The organism is Chryseobacterium sp. JJR-5R, assembly GCF_034047335.1.
Taxonomy (GTDB): domain Bacteria; phylum Bacteroidota; class Bacteroidia; order Flavobacteriales; family Weeksellaceae; genus Chryseobacterium.
Window position 1 is genome coordinate 2046903 of sequence record NZ_CP139137.1, and the last position, 20383, is coordinate 2067285.

Below are 20383 nucleotides of genomic sequence, written 5' to 3' on the forward strand. Positions count from 1 at the left end.
ACTAATAAAAAAAACATGGAACTTACTTTATCTCAAAAGGATATATATAACGAACAATTTTTATTTCCTGATTTGCCAATCTATAATATCGGAGGTAAAATTGAAATAAAAGGTTTTATTTGTATTGATTCTTTATACAAAGCATGTAATCAATTTATAGAAGATCATGACTCTTACAGAATGATCATCAAAGAAGGCCCGGAAGAACCACAAATAGAGTTTTTAAAGCATTATGATTTTCAGGTATATTATAAAGACTTTAGTGGATTGGATGATGCTAAAACGGAGAAAGATGAGTTTTTGAAGAAAGAGTTTTTAACACCATTTATCTTTAAAGATGAAAAGCCATTAAACAGATTTATTTTAGTTAAAACTTCTGAAGATTTCCATTGCTTGTTTATTTACTATCATCACATAATTACAGATGGTTGGGGATCCTCACTGATGTTTCAACGTATTGTCCAAAACTATAATGAAATTGTGACTTATGGAAAAACGATCACTAGTTATGATTATAAATATGAAGACTATGTAGTAGAAGATAATGAATATCAGAAGTCGGATACTTTTGAAAATGATAAAAATTACTGGAAGAATAAATTCATAAACAATAGATCTAATCAAATTTTTGAAAAAAAGAGCAGCAGTGCTAACCTTTTTAAGAGTGAAAGGGAGGAACTGATTATAAACAGGACTTTTTATGATGAATTGATAAAATTTTCTGCAGATAGGAATACTACTTTTTTTCATTTTATCCTTGCGTCATTATTTTCATATATCGGAATAAGTCGTTCCTTAAATACAATGACAATAGGTATTCCAACACTCAATAGAAACAGTCGCAGATACAAAAATACGGCTGGGCTTTTTGCAGGAGTATCTCCATTGAAAATTAGTTTAAATACTGACGAAACATTTACTGATCTTTTAAAAAAAATTTCTAAAGAACTTAGAGAAGATTATCGTCACCAAAGATTTCCTCTGGGAAAATTAATGAACGAACTGAACATATCATCTGATCTCAATGAATTGTTTAATATTGTTCTATCCTATGAAAAGCATGATTATTCATATGATTTTATTAATACAAAAACAGAAGTAATTCCTTTTAATCATGGCTTGGAAAGGGTAGCTCTTGCTATCTACATACGAGAATCAGATGATAAAGAGGATGTGAAAATCCATTTTGATTATAATCAAAATTATTTAAACCAAGAGGAAGTTTCTAACTTCAAGGACAACTTTTTTTTCTTTATTAAAAATATTCTTACTGATTATGATAAATCAGTAAAAGAATTGTCTTATCTCATTCCATCAGATTATGATAAGCTTGTATATGGCTTTAACCAGATCAAGGCTGATTATCCTAGAGATAAAACGGTTATTGATCTTTTTGAATCCCAGGTGCTGTTGAATCCTGATCATACGGCCTTGATATACGATGACCATACCCTTAGTTACCGGGATTTGGATGAACGATCGAATCAGTTTGCCAACTATCTTCGCAGCCAGTATAGTATTGGCAGAGAAAACCTTGTTGGAGTTCAGCTTGAAAAATCTGAGGATTTTATTATTACAATTTTAGGGATTTTAAAAGCGGGAGGAGCCTATGTACCTATCGATCCTTCGTATCCTTCAGACCGTACCAGTTATATGATAGAGGACAGTGGTTGTAAGGTTGTTATTGATGGTGAAGTCGTTTTAAGATTTAAGGATATTGAGTGCGATTATTCCGTCTTATCTCCTGAGCACAGTAGGTCTCCTGAAGATCTGGCCTATGTTATTTACACTTCCGGATCTACGGGCCGTCCAAAGGGCGTTATGGTAGAACATGGAGGCTTGGTCAATATGGTTCTGAGCCAGATCCGTGAATTTGGAGTTGTAAGCAGCGATGTTGTTTTCTTTTTTGCGTCCATTGCTTTTGACGCTTCTTTTTCAGAGATGATGATGTCTCTGTTAAGTGGATCTAGTCTTTTTATTCCGGATGATACAGCTATCAAGGACAAGGAAAAATTTGTTCAGTTATTAGGATCTTCCAAAGCAAGTGTGATTACGCTTCCTCCTGCCTATTCGGAAAGCCTTTCGTCTGAAGACTTATCAGGTTTAAGAGTTCTTATTTCAGCGGGGGAGTCCGCTCATATAGAAAAAGGGCTTTCTTTGTCCGGTCACTTATCTTATTTTAATGCTTATGGGCCAACCGAGTGCTCTGTATGTGCGAGTATCTATCGTCTTTCAGTTGATGATGGCTGGAGAAAGTCTATTCCCATTGGTCGTCCTATTTCTAATACTCAGATGTATATTCTCTCCGAGAATGATAGTCTTTGCCCAATAGGGGTAGTAGGAGAGATCTGCATTTCGGGAGTAGGCGTAGCGCGAGGTTATTTGAACAATGAAGTATTAACTTCTGAGAAGTTTGTATCGAACCCTTATCTTTCAGGTTCCAGGATGTATAAGACCGGCGATTTAGGTCGCTGGCTGGTAGATGGGAGTATAGAGTATATAGGAAGAAAAGACAGTCAGGTTAAGATCCGGGGTTACCGAATTGAGCTTGGTGAGATCGAGCATGCGCTTCAGGGTCATGCTGATGTGACAGGGAGTGTAGTTTTGGTTGTAGAGAATGGGGAAGGTCATAATGATTTGGCTGCTTATTTTACGGGTTCCAGTGCAGTAACGAGTTCCGTTCTTCGGGATCACTTACGTGGGCTTCTTCCGGAGTATATGCTTCCGGGTCATTATATCCATTTGGATTCTTTTCCTTTGACGAGTAATGGAAAGCTAGACCGGGGAAGTTTACCGGATGCCTTTGGATCTTCATTGGGTTCCGGTGTTGAATATGTTTCAGCCCGTAATGAAACAGAGTCAAAGCTTGTTGCTATCTGGGAGAATGTTTTAGGAAAGTCTGGAATAGGGATCAAAGATAATTTCTTTGAGCTGGGCGGTCACAGTTTGAAGGCTGCCCGTTTATCAGCTTTGATTCATCAGGAGTTTAATGTAAAAATTTCGTTACAGGATATCTTTACCGAATCTACGATAGAAAAACAAGGTATATTGCTTGGCGGTAGTGATTCAGAAGAATATGTTTCTATATCGAAAGCTCCTGATCTGGATTTTTACCCTTTATCTTCGTCTCAGCGTCGTTTATGGATTTTGAGTCGTTTTGAGGGTTCTGATGGCGCTTATAATATTCCAGCTGTATTCCGTCTTACGGGGGATTTTGATGTGTCTTCATTAGAGAAGTCCTACTTTGGCTTGTTGTCCAGGCATGAGATCCTTAGAACTGTTTTCCGTGAGTCCTCGACTGGCGAGGCTTTTCAGTTGGTTCTACCAGAGGTATTGACTGAAAGTTTTGAACATTTGGTGTTTGATTTTGCATCAGAAAAGGCTGCCATTGATGCTACATTATCTCAGGAGACGGGTCGTGTTTTTGATTTGTCTTACGGGCCATTGATTCGTCTTACCATTCTTGAAGACCGTTCCGGTGAGGGCTATATTTTCTGTTTGGTGATGCATCATATCATCAGCGATGGGTGGTCTATGGATATCTTAAAACGGGAATTATTCACTTTATATAATCATTTTCAATCGGGTCGTGTTGCAGTATTACCTCCTTTAAGTTTACAATACAAGGATTATGCATTCTGGGAACAATCCGAGCTGGAACGATCTGCGGTTCATTCCAGAGTTTATTGGCAGACTCAGCTTTCAGGAGAGCTTCCGTTGCTTCATTTGCCCTCAAAAGGGACCCGCCCTGTAGTGAAAACCTATAATGGTTGTCATGTTTCAGGGTCAATATCAATAGAGATCCTTTCCTTATTGAAGCAACTCTCATTGGATAACGGAGGTACACTTTTCATGACGGTTTTGTCTGCTGTAAAAGTTTTATTATATCGTTATAGCGGTCAAAAAGACCTTATTATTGGTACTCCGGTTGCTGGTCGTGACCATGCGGACTTACAGGATCAAATAGGTTTCTATGTCAATACCTTGGCGCTTCGCAGCCATATTGAAGGAGAAGAACGCTTTATAGATTTTCTTTCCTCAGTTCGTGAGATGACCCTATCCGGTTATTCCCATCAATCTTATCCTTTTGACCGTTTGGTTGATGACCTTAATGTTGTTCGTGACCTAAGCCGTAACCCTGTTTTTGATGTTATGCTAAGTTTTCAGGATTCTGGAGATGGGGGTACTAATAATTCCGCTGAAACATTGGAAGGAGTACTTCTGGGCTCTTATACAGATTCCAGCTATGCTATAAGTAAATTTGATTTAGATTTTAGCTTTTCAGAAACTTCTTCAGGTCTTTCCATTGGTTTGGGTTATAATACTGATATTTATGAAAAGAGTTTTGCAGAGAAGTTGCTAAAGAGTTTAGAGATTCTATTAAGCTCCATCTGTCATTCTCCTGAGACAAGGATTGATCAACTTGAGATTCTGGGATCAGAAGATCGTTATCTTCTTACCGAAGGTTTCAACCAGACCGCATTGGAGTATCCTCAGGATAAAACCGTTCTTGATCTTTTTGATTCTCAGGTAGTATTGACTCCCGACCATAGAGCATTGGTTTTTGAAGGACATGAGTTGAGCTATCGTGAACTTAATGAGCGCTCGAATCAATTTGCAGACTATCTTCATATGCATTATAGTATTGGCAGAGAAGATTTGGTGGGTGTTCAATTAGAACGATCTGAGGATCTTATTGTTGCGATTTTGGGGATTCTTAAATCAGGAGGTGCTTATGTTCCTATTGATCCTTCTTATCCTTCAGACCGTATTGCGTATATGATAGAAGACAGTGGTTGTAAAGTCAATATTGATTCCGAAGAATATCTTTTGTTCAATCTGGACAAGGCTAATTATTCTATAGCGAGTCCTAAGGCTAATCCTATCCCTACAGATTTAGCCTATGTGATCTATACCTCCGGTTCAACGGGGCATCCAAAAGGAGTTATGGTGGAGCATGAGGGTCTGATGAATTTATTATCCCATGTCACGACAGCTTTTCCTTTGTCTAACCAGTCTTCAGGGCTTTTTCCCTTGTTAGCTTCCAATGCTTTTGACATCTCATTATTCGAGTTGTTTTATCCTCTTTTGCAGGGAACCGGAGTTTTGGTTGTAGGGAACGAAAAGAGCAAGGATGTAGGTTATCTTAAGGATCATCTGGGAGAGATAAGTTCCTTGCATACGGTTCCTGCTTTAATGAGTGAGCTTCTGTCTCAGGTAAGAGCTATGGACTCTCATGCAGAATATTCTCATATCGATTATATATTCATTGGAGGAGACAAGGTTACTACCGGAGTATTGCATGATATCCGCAAAACATTTCCTAATGCAAAAATAATCACCCTTTATGGGCCGACGGAATGTACTATTTTTTTATTGACACGCAGTTATACGGGATCAGGAGAGACCTTTAACGGCTCCTTGTTAGGTCGTCCTGTTTCCAATACTCAGGTTTACATACTCTCTGAGGGAGATTCACTGTGTCCTGTGGGAGTAGTTGGAGAGATTTGTATTTCAGGAGTAGGTGTGGCGCGAGGTTACCTGAACCGTCCAGATCTTACCCTGGAGAAGTTCGTTTCTAATCCTTTTGTTTCAGGTTCCAGGATGTATAAGACAGGTGATTTAGGTCGTTGGCATTCCGATGGGAGTATTGAGTTTTTAGGACGTAAGGATAATCAGGTTAAGATCCGTGGTTACCGAATTGAGTTGGGTGAGATCGAGCATGCACTTCAAAATCATCCTGAAGTAACAGGGAGCGTCGTTCAGGTTGTGGAAAATGGAGAAGGTCAGAAGGAGTTGGCAGCTTATCTTACAGGCTCTGGTGAATTAAGAGGTTCGGACCTGCGTGATTATTTGCGCATGAGTCTTCCGGAGTATATGCTTCCCGGTCATTATATCCAGTTGGACTCTTTTCCCTTGACGAGTAATGGAAAAATTGACCGGGGGAGTTTACCCGATGCCTTTTCCTCATTAGGTACGGGCACAGAATATGTTTCAGCCCGTAATGAAACAGAGTCAAAGCTTGTTGCTATCTGGGAGAATGTTTTAGGAAAGTCTGGAATAGGGATCAAAGATAATTTCTTTGAGCTGGGCGGTCACAGTTTGAAGGCTGCCCGTTTATCAGCTTTGATTCATCAGGAGTTTAATGTGAAAATTTCGTTGCACTTATTCTTTGAGTTGAATAATATAGAGTCAATAGCTCAATATCTTACCAAAGAACAAAGTAAAAAGAAATGGTTGGAACTTAATTTATCTGATAATCAGGAGGATGATTTTATTGATGAAGTATTTTTATAATTATCTAATTTATGGAAGAATTATTTGAACTCTTATATAAAGAGTCTATATATATCAACTTAATAGATGATAAATTGTCTGTTAAAAGTTACAAAGGAAAGATCAGGAAAGAAATTATTGATAAAATATCACTGCATCGGGAGGAAATAATTTCCTACCTTATGTCAGTAGATGTTTCTTATCGTACTATTTCTAAGGCTCCTGATCTGGAATATTATCCTTTATCTTCATCTCAGCGCCGTTTATGGATTCTGAGTCGTTTTGAAGGAGCAGATGGAGCTTACAATATCCCTGAAGTCTTCAGGATTTCGGGCGATTTTGATATAGCTTCCTTAGAAAAGTCTTACTTTTCGTTATTATCAAGACATGAGATTCTCAGGACTGTTTTCCGGGAATCAGCAGAAGGCGAAGTTTACCAGCATATTCTTTCAGAAACTCCTGATGATAGTTTCCAGCATTTGGTTTTGGATTTTGAAAAAGAAGGAAACAAAGTCTCTGAAATTATCTTATCAGAATCCAATCGTATTTTTGATTTGTCAGAAGGTCCTCTGATCCGTTTTAGGGTTCTTGAAGATCAATCAGGCGGCGGTTATATATTCTGTTTGGTGATGCACCATATCATCAGCGACGGTTGGTCCATGGGGATCTTAAAAAAGGAGTTATTCACTTTATATGATAGTTTTAAAGAAGGACATCCAGTAGTATTGTCTCCTTTAGCTTTACAATATAAGGACTATGCATATTGGGAGCAGTCAGAGCTTGCAAATAGAGTTTCGTTGTCTAAATCTTATTGGCAGGAACAGTTTTCAGGAGATTTGCCTGTTCTTAATTTACCTTCTAAGGGATTGCGGCCAGTTGTAAAAACCTATAACGGTGCTTATCTTTCAGGTTCCGTTTCTGAAGATATTCTTTCAGGTTTAAAAAAACTCTCTTCAACGACCGGGAGTACTCTTTTCATGACTATTTTATCCGCTGTTAAGGTTTTATTATACCGTTACAGTGGTCAGAAAGATTTAATTGTTGGTACTCCTGTAGCGGGTCGTGACCATGCTGATCTTCATGATCAGATTGGTTTTTATGTCAATACCTTAGCCCTTCGCAGCCATATTGAAGGTGATCAACGTTTTATAGATTTCCTATCCGAAGTGCGTGAGATGACGCTTTCTGGCTATGCTCATCAATCGTATCCTTTTGACCGTTTGGTTGATGATCTGGATATTGTACGTGATATGAGCCGTAATCCGGTTTTTGATGTTATGCTTAATTTCCATGATCAGGAAAGCGGAAATACAGATCGTTCTGTTGATCTTTCTGAAGGAATGTCTGGTAGTTCTTATGAGGGAGTTTCTTACGCAGTCAGTAAATTTGATTTAGACTTTAGTTTTTCCGATAATGGTTCAGGTCTTACCATAGGCTTGTGTTACAACACTGACATTTATGAGCGTAGTTTTGCCGATCGTCTGATAAAGAGCTTAGAGCTTTTATTGGTTTCTATCAGTGATTCTCCTGATCTGGGTGTTGATCAGCTTGATATTCTGGAGAAGGAGGAGCGTTATGCTGTTACCGAAGGTTTTAACCGGACCAAGGCTGATTATCCTAGAGATAAAACAGTTATCGATCTTTTTGAATCCCAGGTGCTGTTGAATCCTGACCATACGGCCTTGATATACGATGACCATACCCTTAGTTACCGGGATTTGGATGAACGATCGAATCAGTTTGCCAACTATCTTCGCAGCCAGTATGGTATTGGCAGAGAAAACCTTGTTGGAGTTCAGCTTGAAAGGTCCGAAGATCTATTAATTACGATTTTTGGGATTCTAAAATCAGGAGGTGCTTATGTTCCTATTGATCCTTCGTATCCTTCCGATCGTACCAGTTATATGATAGAAGACAGCGGTTGTAAGGTCGTTGTAGATTCAGAAGAACTGCTGTTATTCCATATGGAAAGGTCGTCGTACTCTGTTACTTCACCTGATTGTCATCCCCATCCTTCGGATTTGGCTTATGTTATTTACACATCCGGATCTACGGGCCGTCCAAAGGGCGTTATGGTAGAACATGGTGGTCTTGTTAACCGGTTGGATTGGATGCAGGGAGCCTATAGTTTATCCAGCTCCGATACCCTTATTCAAAAGACGAGTTATTCTTTTGATGTGTCGGTTTGGGAGCTTTTATGGTGGAGTTTATACGGTTCCAGACTATCAGTTCTTCCTCATGGAGAAGAGAAGTCCGCTGAGTCACTGGTTTCGAACATTGCTTCAAATGAAGTTAGCGTGATACACTTTGTTCCCTCAATGCTGGAGACGTTTTTATATTATTTAGATGCTCATGTGGAAGCATTAGAAAAGCTTAAAAGTCTGAAACAGGTTTTTGTGAGTGGTGAAGCCTTAACACTTCATCAGAACAGTGAGTTTTTCAGATTGTTGCCAGATGTTGGCTTGATGAATTTATACGGACCAACAGAAGCCACAATAGATGTTACGTATTTTGAATGTCATGCCGGTTTTGAGAACAGTATTCCCATTGGTCGTCCTATTTCTAATACTCAGATGTATATTCTCTCCGAGAGTGATAGTCTTTGCCCAATAGGAGTAGTAGGAGAGATCTGTATTTCGGGAGTAGGCGTAGCGCGAGGTTATTTGAACAATGAAGTATTAACTTCTGAGAAGTTTGTATCGAACCCTTATCTTTCAGGTTCCAGGATGTATAAGACCGGCGATTTAGGTCGCTGGCTGGTAGATGGGAGTATAGAGTATATAGGAAGAAAAGACAGTCAGGTTAAGATCCGGGGTTACCGAATTGAGCTTGGTGAGATCGAGCATGCGCTTCAGGGTCATGCTGATGTGACAGGGAGTGTAGTTTTGGTTGTAGAGAATGGGGAAGGTCATAATGATTTGGCTGCTTATTTTACGGGTTCCAGTGCAGTAACGAGTTCCGTTCTTCGGGATCACTTACGTGGGCTTCTTCCGGAGTATATGCTTCCGGGTCATTATATCCATTTGGATTCTTTTCCTTTGACGAGTAATGGAAAGCTAGACCGGGGAAGTTTACCGGATGCCTTTGGATCTTCATTGGGTTCCGGTGTTGAATATGTTTCAGCGCGTACTGCTCTTGAAGAAGTATTGGTCTGTGTATATGAAGATGTTCTTAAAAAATCTCCTGTAGGAATCAGGGATGATTTTTTTCTTTTGGGAGGCGATTCCATTAAATGTATTCAGATTGTATCTCGTCTTCGTCAGAAAGGTTATAGCTGCGAGGTTAAGGATATTTTGTTGTATCCTGTGATTGCTGATTTAGTTTTACACGTGAAGGCCCTTAGCCGCTTTACAGATCAGGGACTTGTTTTTGGGGATGTTTCTCTTACCCCTATTCAGAAGGATTTTCTGGAAGGGTTTTATTCAGATAAAGACCACTTTCATCAGTCCGTATTATTAAAAAGCCGTGATTGTGTTGACCGTTCCCTATTAGAACAAACCCTTTATTCGCTGTTTGTACATCATGATGCCCTTCGTATGGTATACCGCAAGGATACCGTGTGGCATCAGTTTAACCGTGATGTTTCCGATATCATGCTGGATATTGAGGAGTTTGAAGTGCATGATGATGCTTCCTTTTCCCAGGCATGTATTGCAGTCCAGTCCGGTATCCGTATAGAAGATGGTCTGCTTTTTAAGGCAGGCCTGCTCAGGTCTTCTGCTGGTGATTACATTTTTCTTGCGGTTCACCATCTTGTAGTAGATGGAGTTTCGTGGCGTATTCTATTTGAAGACTTAGTGACATTATATAGTGGTTATCAAAAAGGGTTAAAAGTAGTTGAACTTCCCTTAAAGACCGATTCCTTTAAACACTGGTCAGAGAAGGTATATGAATATTCGAATAGCCGTGAGCTTGAACAAGAGGTTATTTATTGGGATTCTGTTTTGGGCAGGAAGGTTGATGCTGTCCCTGTAGACCATCCTTCGGGGAGTAAAAAGAACGCTGATACAAGACTGGTAAGTTTTAGTTTAGATAAAGAAAATACAAATCGTTTACAAACGGAGTGTTTCCGTGCGTATAAGACGAATATCAATGATATATTAATAGCATGTCTGAGTTACAGTGTAAGCCGTTATTTTGGATTAAATTGCCTGTCGTTGAAGATGGAGGGTCATGGTCGGGAGCCTATAAGCTCTGGTTTAGATATCAGCCGTACGGTTGGTTGGTTTACCTCTGTATATCCTGTTGTACTACCATTTTCCAACGGGCGTAGTTTATTGGATCATGTTATAGAAGTCAAGGAAATCCTTCACCGTGTACCTAATAAAGGGATCGGTTATGGAATATTAAAACATATAAAAGGAGTAGATTATCCTGTAATCGGAGATGTTTTGTTTAATTACCTGGGTGATTTTGGTTCTGGGCTGGCATCAGAGGGAGGAGATAGTATGTTTGAATTTTCTCGGCGCTCATGGGGAAAAGACCAGAGTCTGGATGAAGAACGCGATAGTGTTCTGGATATCTCCGGAATGATCATCAATGATGAATTACAGTTGGGAGTCTCTTACAGTTCAGGTCAGTACGATGCCGGTACCATAGAATCGTTATGTTCTTTATATCAATCTACCCTTATCAGTTTGATTGATATTTTGTCGGGAGAATCTGTTCAGTACCTGACGCCTGTGGATCTTACCTATAAAGATTTAAGTATTTCTGCAGTTAAGGAGTTGAATACAGGAGTTGATTTAGAGGATGTGTATGGCTTAGCACCCCTTCAGCAGGGCTTATTTTACCATTGGTTATCTTCTCCCGGCGATTCAGTTTACTTTATTCAGATGAGTTATCGTCTTTCCGGTGGCCTGGATATCGAATTATTGAAAGAGAGTTATAGGGAGCTTATCCGCCGTTACTCTGTTTTGCGTACCGTTTTCAGTGATGATTTGAGTGATATTCCTCTTCAGGTGGTGAAGAAAGATGGATTTGCTGATTTTCATTATGCAGAAATTGGTTCAGGGCCTGAGGCGGATTTTTTCTTATCAGATTACAAGCGGAATGATATTGCCAAAGGTTTTGACTTATGCCATCAGAATCCGATGCGTTTATCTATTTTAAAGTGTGGTGAGGATGTGTATGAGTTTATCTGGAGTATGCACCATATCCTTATGGATGGATGGTGTTTAGGGATCTTAATAGGTGACCTTCTTCATATCTATAATGCATTGAAGAGTGGGTCTTCACCTTCATTAAAACCGGTGAATACGTATGGTACTTACCTTTCGTGGCTTGAGAGTGTTGATCATGAAGCGAGTCGTTCTTACTGGCAGGGTCAATTATCTGGTTACAGTGGTATTTTTGGAATTCCCAAGGATTGCAGCTTCGTTGCATCAGGATCTGTTATAGAAGAGTTGGATTTTTCTTTGGATAGAGCAACGAGTATTCTTCTCAAATCGGTTTGTACAGATCTGGGGATTACGGAGAACACTTTTTTCCAGTGTGTTTGGGGCGTGTTACTTGGTATCTATAACGGAGGTTTAGAAACTGATGTTGTGTTTGGTTCGGTAGTTTCCGGTCGTCCTGGCGATCTTGATGGTATTGAGGATATGGTAGGATTGTTTATCAATACGATTCCTGTCCGTGTTCGGGCAGGTGCAGATTCTGTATTTTCTGAGACTGCGAAGGCTTTACATTTTGATAGTATTTCCTCAACAGGTTATCATTACAGCCAGCTGGCAGATATTCAGGGTGAGAGTGAGCTTGGTAAGGCTTTGTTTGACCATATCCTGATCTATGAGAACTATCCGGTTCAGGAGATGGTAGGTCAGGGAATGAGTAAAGCCCCTGAGTTAAAGATTTTGGAAACTCATAATGTAGAACAGACAAACTATGATTTAACAGTAGTTATTGTTCCCGGAAACACCCATTCCTTCAAGTTCAGCTATAATCCAGGGGTTTATAGTCAACAGACTATGGAGCAGCTTAAAGGACATTTGTTAAAGTTGATCAATGTTTTAGCATCACAGCCTGACCTTCCGCTAAGTTCACTGGATATTATAACAAAGGAGGAGTATTATTTATTGACCGAAGGTTTTAACCGGACCAAGGCTGATTATCCTAGAGATAAGACGGTTATTGATCTTTTTGAATCCCAGGTGCTGTTGAATCCTGATCATACGGCCTTGATATACGATGACCATACCCTTAGTTACCGGGATTTGGATGAACGATCGAATCAGTTTGCCAACTATCTTCGCAGCCAGTATAGTATTGGCAGAGAAAACCTTGTTGGAGTTCAGCTTGAAAAGTCTGAGGATTTTATTATTACAATTTTAGGGATTTTAAAAGCGGGAGGAGCCTATGTACCTATCGATCCTTCGTATCCTTCCGATCGTACCAGTTATATGATAGAGGACAGTGGTTGTAAGGTTGTTATTGATGGTGAAGTCGTTTTAAGATTTAAGGATATTGAGTGCGATTATTCCGTCTTATCTCCTGAGCACAGTAGGTCTCCTGAAGATCTGGCCTATGTTATTTACACTTCCGGATCTACGGGCCATCCCAAAGGAGTAATGATTGAGAACAGAAGCTTAATGAATTATCTTTTCTGGGGGATGAATTATTATCCTCAGGGTGATTTCAGTGTTTTTACATCAGCATCATTTGATTTAACGTATACAGGAATATTTCTTCCTCTTATTACCGGACACACACTTACTATTCTGGAAAACAATTTTTTAGGAATAGAAGATGATCAGAGTTGTAATTTTGACAGTATAAAAATCACGCCATCCCATTTTGAAGCCTTGGGAGAAAAGCTGCGATCCAATACCGTAATTTTAGGAGGTGAGAAACTTACTTGTGATCAGGTTAATCATTTTTTTGTCAATAATACAAACGCTCATATTTATAATGAGTATGGCCCTACAGAAGCTACAATAGGCTGTACGATCTATCACTTAGATTCATTCCATCAGTGCAATTCTAATATTCCTATTGGGCGTCCCATTTCCAATACCCAGATTTATATTCTGTCGGAATCAGGATCCTTGTGTCCGGTAGGAGTTGCAGGAGAGATTTATATTTCCGGTTCCGGTTTGGCCCGCGGTTATCTGAATCGCCCTGATCTTACCTCTGAGAAGTTTGTAGCGAACCCTTATCTTTCTGGGGAGAGGATGTATAAGACAGGAGATTTGGGCCGCTGGTTGCCTGACGGAAATATTGAATATATAGGAAGAAAGGACAGCCAGGTTAAGATCCGGGGTTACCGAATTGAGTTGGGTGAGATCGAGTCTGCGCTTCAAAATCATCCTGAAGTAACAGGGAGCGTCGTTCAGGTTGTGGAAAATGGAGAAGGAGAAAAAGAATTGGCTGCTTACCTTATAGGTTCTTGTGAATTGAGAGGTTCTGATTTGCGGGATTACTTACGAACCAGTCTTCCTGATTATATGCTTCCCGGTCATTATATCCAGTTGGACTCTTTTCCTTTGACGAGTAATGGAAAGCTAGACCGGGGAAGTTTACCGGATGCCTTTGGATCTTCATTGGGTTCCGGTGTTGAATATGTTTCAGCACGTAATGAAACAGAGTCAAAGCTTGTTGCTATCTGGGAGAATGTTTTAGGAAAGTCTGGAATAGGGATCAAAGATAATTTCTTTGAGCTGGGCGGTCACAGTTTGAAGGCTGCCCGTTTATCAGCTTTGATTCATCAGGAGTTTAATGTAAAAATTTCGTTACAGGATATCTTTACCGAATCTACGATAGAAAAACAAGGTATATTGCTTGGCGGTAGTGATTCAGAAGAATATGTTTCTATATCGAAAGCTCCTGATCTGGAGCATTATCCTTTATCTTCGTCTCAGCGCCGTTTATGGATTCTGAGTCGTTTTGAAGGAGCGGCTAATGCTTATAATATACCAGTGGTATTTAAGCTTTCGGGCGATTTTGATATAGCTTCCCTACAGAAGTCTTACTTTTCGTTATTATCAAGACATGAGATTCTCAGGACCGTTTTCCGGGAATCAGCAGAAGGCGAAGTTTACCAGTATATTCTTTCAGAAACTCGTGATGATAGTTTCCAGCATTTGGTTTTGGATTTTGAAAAAGAAGGAAACAAAGTCTCTGAAATTATCTCATCAGAATCCAATCGTATTTTTGATTTGTCAGAAGGTCCTCTGATCCGTTTTAGGGTTCTTGAAGATCAATCAGGCGGCGGTTATATATTCTGTTTGGTGATGCACCATATCATCAGCGACGGTTGGTCTATGGGGATCTTAAAAAAGGAGTTATTCACTTTATATGATAGTTTTAAAGAAGGACATCCAGTAGTATTGTCTCCTCTAGCTTTACAATATAAGGACTATGCATATTGGGAGCAGTCAGAGCTTGCAAATAGAGTTTCGTTGTCTAAATCTTACTGGCAGGAACAGTTTTCAGGAGATTTGCCTGTTCTTAATTTACCTTCTAAGGGATTGCGGCCAGTTGTAAAAACCTATAACGGTGCTTATCTTTCAGGTTCCGTTTCTGAAGATATTCTTTCAGGTTTAAAAAAACTCTCTTCAACGACCGCGAGTACTCTTTTCATGACTATTTTATCCGCTGTTAAGGTTTTATTATACCGTTACAGTGGTCAGAAAGATTTAATTGTTGGTACTCCTGTAGCGGGTCGTGACCATGCTGATCTTCATGATCAGATTGGTTTTTATGTCAATACCTTAGCCCTTCGCAGCCATATTGAAGGTGATCAACGTTTTATAGATTTTCTATCCGAAGTGCGTGAGATGACGCTTTCTGGCTATGCTCATCAATCGTATCCTTTTGACCGTTTGGTTGATGATCTGGATATTGTACGTGATATGAGCCGTAATCCGGTTTTTGATGTTATGCTTAATTTCCATGATCAGGAAAGTGGAAATACAGATCGTTCTGTTGATCTTTCTGAAGGAATGTCTGGTAGTTCTTATGAGGGAGTTTCTTACGCAGTCAGTAAATTTGATTTAGACTTTAGTTTTATAGAGACAGATTCAGAATTATCCATCAGATTGTGCTATAATACTGATACTTATGATAAAGATTTTGCAGACCGTCTGCTCAGAAGTTTGGAAATTCTGTTAGCATCCATTAGTAAGTCATCAGAAATAGAGATTGAGAAACTTGATATTCTGGAAGCTGAAGAATGTTATCTTCTTACCGAAGGTTTTAATCAGACGAAATTAGACTACCCAGAAAATCAAACTGTAGTAGATCTTTTTGAATCCCAGGTTTTATTAAATCCTAATCATACCGCCTTGATATACGATGACCATACCCTTAGTTACCGGGATTTGGATGAACGATCGAATCAGTTTGCCAACTATCTTCGCAGCCAGTATGATATTGGCAGAGAAAACCTTGTTGGAGTTCAGCTTGAAAGGTCCGAAGATCTATTAATTACGATTTTAGCGATCCTAAAAGCGGGAGGAGCCTATGTCCCTATTGACCCATCTTATCCTTCAGAACGTATCGATTATATGAAGGAAGACAGTGGCTGTAAGGTGGTTGTGAATTCAGAAGAACTTTTATTGTTCAAAATGGAAATGGATGATTATTCCGTTTTAGCTGTTGAACATAAAACAAACCCTGAAGATCTGGCTTATGTTATTTACACCTCTGGTTCTACGGGGCTTCCTAAGGGGGTAATGATAGAACATAGAAGTGTTGTCAATTTAATGCATTGGCATATAGAAGCATTTAATATTACAGAACATAGCCGTTCCGCTTTATATTCAAGCTTCAGCTTTGATGCTTCTGTATGGGAACTGTTTCCTTATCTAATCAAAGGTGGAACAATACATTTATTGAAAGATAGCCTAAGGACAGATCTTTCAGCATTAAACCAATATATTGAAGAAAAAGGAATTAATATAACATTTTTTCCAACAGCAATCTGCGAACAATTCTATAATTTTAATAATAAGTCATTATTAAAAGTTTTAACAGGTGGAGATAAGCTGAAACATTATAGTGAAAAAAGTTTTAAAACTTATAATAATTATGGCCCTACGGAGAATACAGTAGTGACAACTTCATTCGAAATAGATAAGGAATACTCTAATATTCCTATTGGTCGTCCCATTTCCAATACCCAGATTTATATTCTGTCAGAAGCAGGATCCTTGTGTCCGGTAGGAGTTGCAGGAGAGATTTATATTTCCGGTTCCGGTTTGGCGCGCGGTTATCTGAATCGCCCTGATCTTACCTCTGAGAAGTTTGTAGCGAACCCTTATCTTTCTGGGGAGAGGATGTATAAGACAGGAGATTTGGGCCGCTGGTTGCCTGACGGAAATATTGAATATATAGGAAGAAAGGACAGCCAGGTTAAGATCCGGGGTTACCGAATTGAGTTGGGTGAGATCGAGTCTGCGCTTCAAAATCATCCTGAAGTAACAGGGAGCGTCGTTCAGGTTGTGGAAAATGGAGAAGGAGAAAAAGAATTGGCTGCTTACCTTATAGGTTCTTGTGAATTGAGAGGTTCTGATTTGCGGGATTACTTACGAACCAGTCTTCCTGATTATATGCTTCCCGGTCATTACATTCAGTTGGACTCTTTTCCATTAACGACTAACGGTAAAATTGATTATAATAATTTGCCCGATGCCTTTGGTTCTTCCCTGGGTTCCGGCGTTGAATATGTTTCAGCACGTAATGAAACAGAGTCAAAGCTTGTTGCTATCTGGGAGAATGTTTTAGGAAAGTCTGGAATAGGGATCAAAGATAATTTCTTTGAGCTGGGCGGTCACAGTTTGAAGGCTGCCCGTTTATCAGCTTTGATTCATCAGGAGTTTAATGTAAAAATTTCGTTACAGGATATCTTTACCGAATCTACGATAGAAAAACAAGGTATATTGCTTGGCGGTAGTGATTCAGAAGAATATGTTTCTATATCGAAAGCTCCTGATCTGGAGTATTATCCTTTATCTTCGTCTCAGCGCCGTTTATGGATTCTGAGTCGTTTTGAAGGAGCAGATGGAGCTTACAATATCCCTGAAGTCTTCAGGATTTCGGGCGATTTTGATATAGCTTCCTTAGAAAAGTCTTACTTTTCGTTATTATCAAGACATGAGATTCTCAGGACTGTTTTCCGGGAATCAGCAGAAGGCGAAGTTTACCAGCATATTCTTTCAGAAACTCCTGATGATAGTTTCCAGCATTTGGTTTTGGATTTTGAAAAAGAAGGAAACAAAGTCTCTGAAATTATCTCATCAGAATCCAATCGTATTTTTGATTTGTCAGAAGGTCCTCTGATCCGTTTTAGGGTTCTTGAAGATCAATCAGGCGGCGGTTATATATTCTGTTTGGTGATGCACCATATCATCAGCGACGGTTGGTCCATGGGGATCTTAAAAAAGGAGTTATTCACTTTATATGATAGTTTTAAAGAAGGACATCCAGTAGTATTGTCTCCTTTAGCTTTACAATATAAGGACTATGCATATTGGGAGCAGTCAGAGCTTGCAAATAGAGTTTCGTTGTCTAAATCTTATTGGCAGGAACAGTTTTCAGGAGATTTGCCTGTTCTTAATTTACCTTCTAAGGGATTGCGGCCAGTTGTAAAAACCTATAACGGTGCTTATCTTTCAGGTTCCGTTTCTGAAGATATTCTTTCAGGTTTAAAAAAACTCTCTTCAACGACCGGGAGTACTCTTTTCATGACTATTTTATCCGCTGTTAAGGTTTTATTATACCGTTACAGTGGTCAGAAAGATTTAATTGTTGGTACTCCTGTAGCGGGTCGTGACCATGCTGATCTTCATGATCAGATTGGTTTTTATGTCAATACCTTAGCCCTTCGCAGCCATATTGAAGGTGATCAACGTTTTATAGATTTCCTATCCGAAGTGCGTGAGATGACGCTTTCTGGCTATGCTCATCAATCGTATCCTTTTGACCGTTTGGTTGATGATCTGGATATTGTACGTGATATGAGCCGTAATCCGGTTTTTGATGTTATGCTTAATTTCCATGATCAGGAAAGCGGAAATACAGATCGTTCTGTTGATCTTTCTGAAGGAATGTCTGGTAGTTCTTATGAGGGAGTTTCTTACGCAGTCAGTAAATTTGATTTAGACTTTAGTTTTTCCGATAATGGTTCAGGTCTTACCATAGGCTTGTGTTACAACACTGACATTTATGAGCGTAGTTTTGCCGATCGTCTGATAAAGAGCTTAGAGCTTTTATTGGTTTCTATCAGTGATTCTCCTGATCTGGGTGTTGATCAGCTTGATATTCTGGAGAAGGAGGAGCGTTATGCTGTTACCGAAGGTTTTAACCGGACCAAGGCTGATTATCCTAGAGATAAAACAGTTATCGATCTTTTTGAATCCCAGGTGCTGTTGAATCCTGACCATACGGCCTTGATATACGATGACCATACCCTTAGTTACCGGGATTTGGATGAACGATCGAATCAGTTTGCCAACTATCTTCGCAGCCAGTATGGTATTGGCAGAGAAAACCTTGTTGGAGTTCAGCTTGAAAGGTCCGAAGATCTATTAATTACGATTTTTGGGATTCTAAAATCAGGAGGTGCTTATGTTCCTATTGATCCTTCGTATCCTTCCGATCGTACCAGTTATATGATAGAAGACAGCGGTTGTAAGGTCGTTGTAGATTCAGAAGAACTGCTGTTATTCCATATGGAAAGGTCGTCGTACTCTGTTACTTCACCTGATTGTCATCCCCATCCTTCGGATTTGGCTTATGTTATTTACACATCCGGATCTACGGGCCGTCCAAAGGGCGTTATGGTAGAACATGGTGGTCTTGTTAACCGGTTGGATTGGATGCAGGGAGCCTATAGTTTATCCAGCTCCGATACCCTTATTCAAAAGACGAGTTATTCTTTTGATGTGTCGGTTTGGGAGCTTTTATGGTGGAGTTTATACGGTTCCAGACTATCAGTTCTTCCTCATGGAGAAGAGAAGTCCGCTGAGTCACTGGTTTCGAACATTGCTTCAAATGAAGTTAGCGTGATACACTTTGTTCCCTCAATGCTGGAGACGTTTTTATATTATTTAGATGCTCATGTGGAAGCATTAGAAAAGCTTAAAAGTCTGAAACAGGTTTTTGTGAGTGGTGAAGCCTTAACACTTCATCAGAACAGTGAGTTTTTCAGATTGTTGCCAGATGTTGGCTTGATGAATTTATACGGACCAACAGAAGCCACAATAGATGTTACGTATTTTGAATGTCATGCCGGTTTTGAGAACAGTATTCCCATTGGTCGTCCTATTTCTAATACTCAGATGTATATTCTCTCCGAGAATGATAGTCTTTGTCCAATAGGAGTAGTAGGAGAGATCTGCATTTCGGGAGTAGGCGTAGCGCGAGGTTATTTGAACAATGAAGTATTAACTTCTGAGAAGTTTGTATCGAACCCTTATCTTTCAGGTTCCAGGATGTATAAGACCGGCGATTTAGGTCGCTGGCTGGTAGATGGGAGTATAGAGTATATAGGAAGAAAAGACAGTCAGGTTAAGATCCGGGGTTACCGAATTGAGCTTGGTGAGATCGAGCATGCGCTTCAGGGTCATGCTGATGTGACAGGGAGTGTAGTTTTGGTTGTAGAGAATGGGGAAGGTCATAATGATTTGGCTGCTTATTTTACGGGTTCCAGTGCAGTAACGAGTTCCGTTCTTCGGGATCACTTACGTGGGCTTCTTCCGGAGTATATGCTTCCGGGTCATTATATCCATTTGGATTCTTTTCCTTTGACGAGTAATGGAAAGCTAGACCGGGGAAGTTTACCGGATGCCTTTGGATCTTCATTGGGTTCCGGTGTTGAATATGTTTCAGCCCGTAATGAAACGGAGGCTAAGCTTGTTGCTATCTGGGAAGAAGTTCTGGGAGTACCAAGTATTGGGGTAATGGATAATTTCTTTGAGCTGGGCGGTCACAGTTTAAAGGCCGCCCGTCTGTCAACATTAATTCACCAGAAACTCGACGTAAAGATCTCATTACAGGATATATTTACAGAACTTACAATAGAAAAACAAAGCGTGTTGATAAATAATATTAAAATCATTAGCAGAGAAAAGCTATCTGCAAACACAAAGAATAGAATAAAGATATGATT

The 20383-nt window shown here is 39.6% G+C and carries 2 protein-coding genes; both read left to right on the forward strand.

Annotated elements, in window-relative coordinates; translation table 11 throughout:
- Positions 1–15: 15 nt before the first annotated feature.
- Positions 16–6297, forward strand: coding sequence for a non-ribosomal peptide synthetase (locus SD427_RS09225; RefSeq protein WP_320560982.1), 6282 nt, complete (start codon positions 16–18; stop codon positions 6295–6297).
- A gap of 11 nt (positions 6298–6308) precedes the next feature.
- Complete coding sequence (locus SD427_RS09230) at positions 6309–20381, forward strand: non-ribosomal peptide synthetase (protein WP_320560983.1); 14073 nt, start codon at positions 6309–6311, stop codon at positions 20379–20381.
- Positions 20382–20383: the final 2 nt, after the last annotated feature.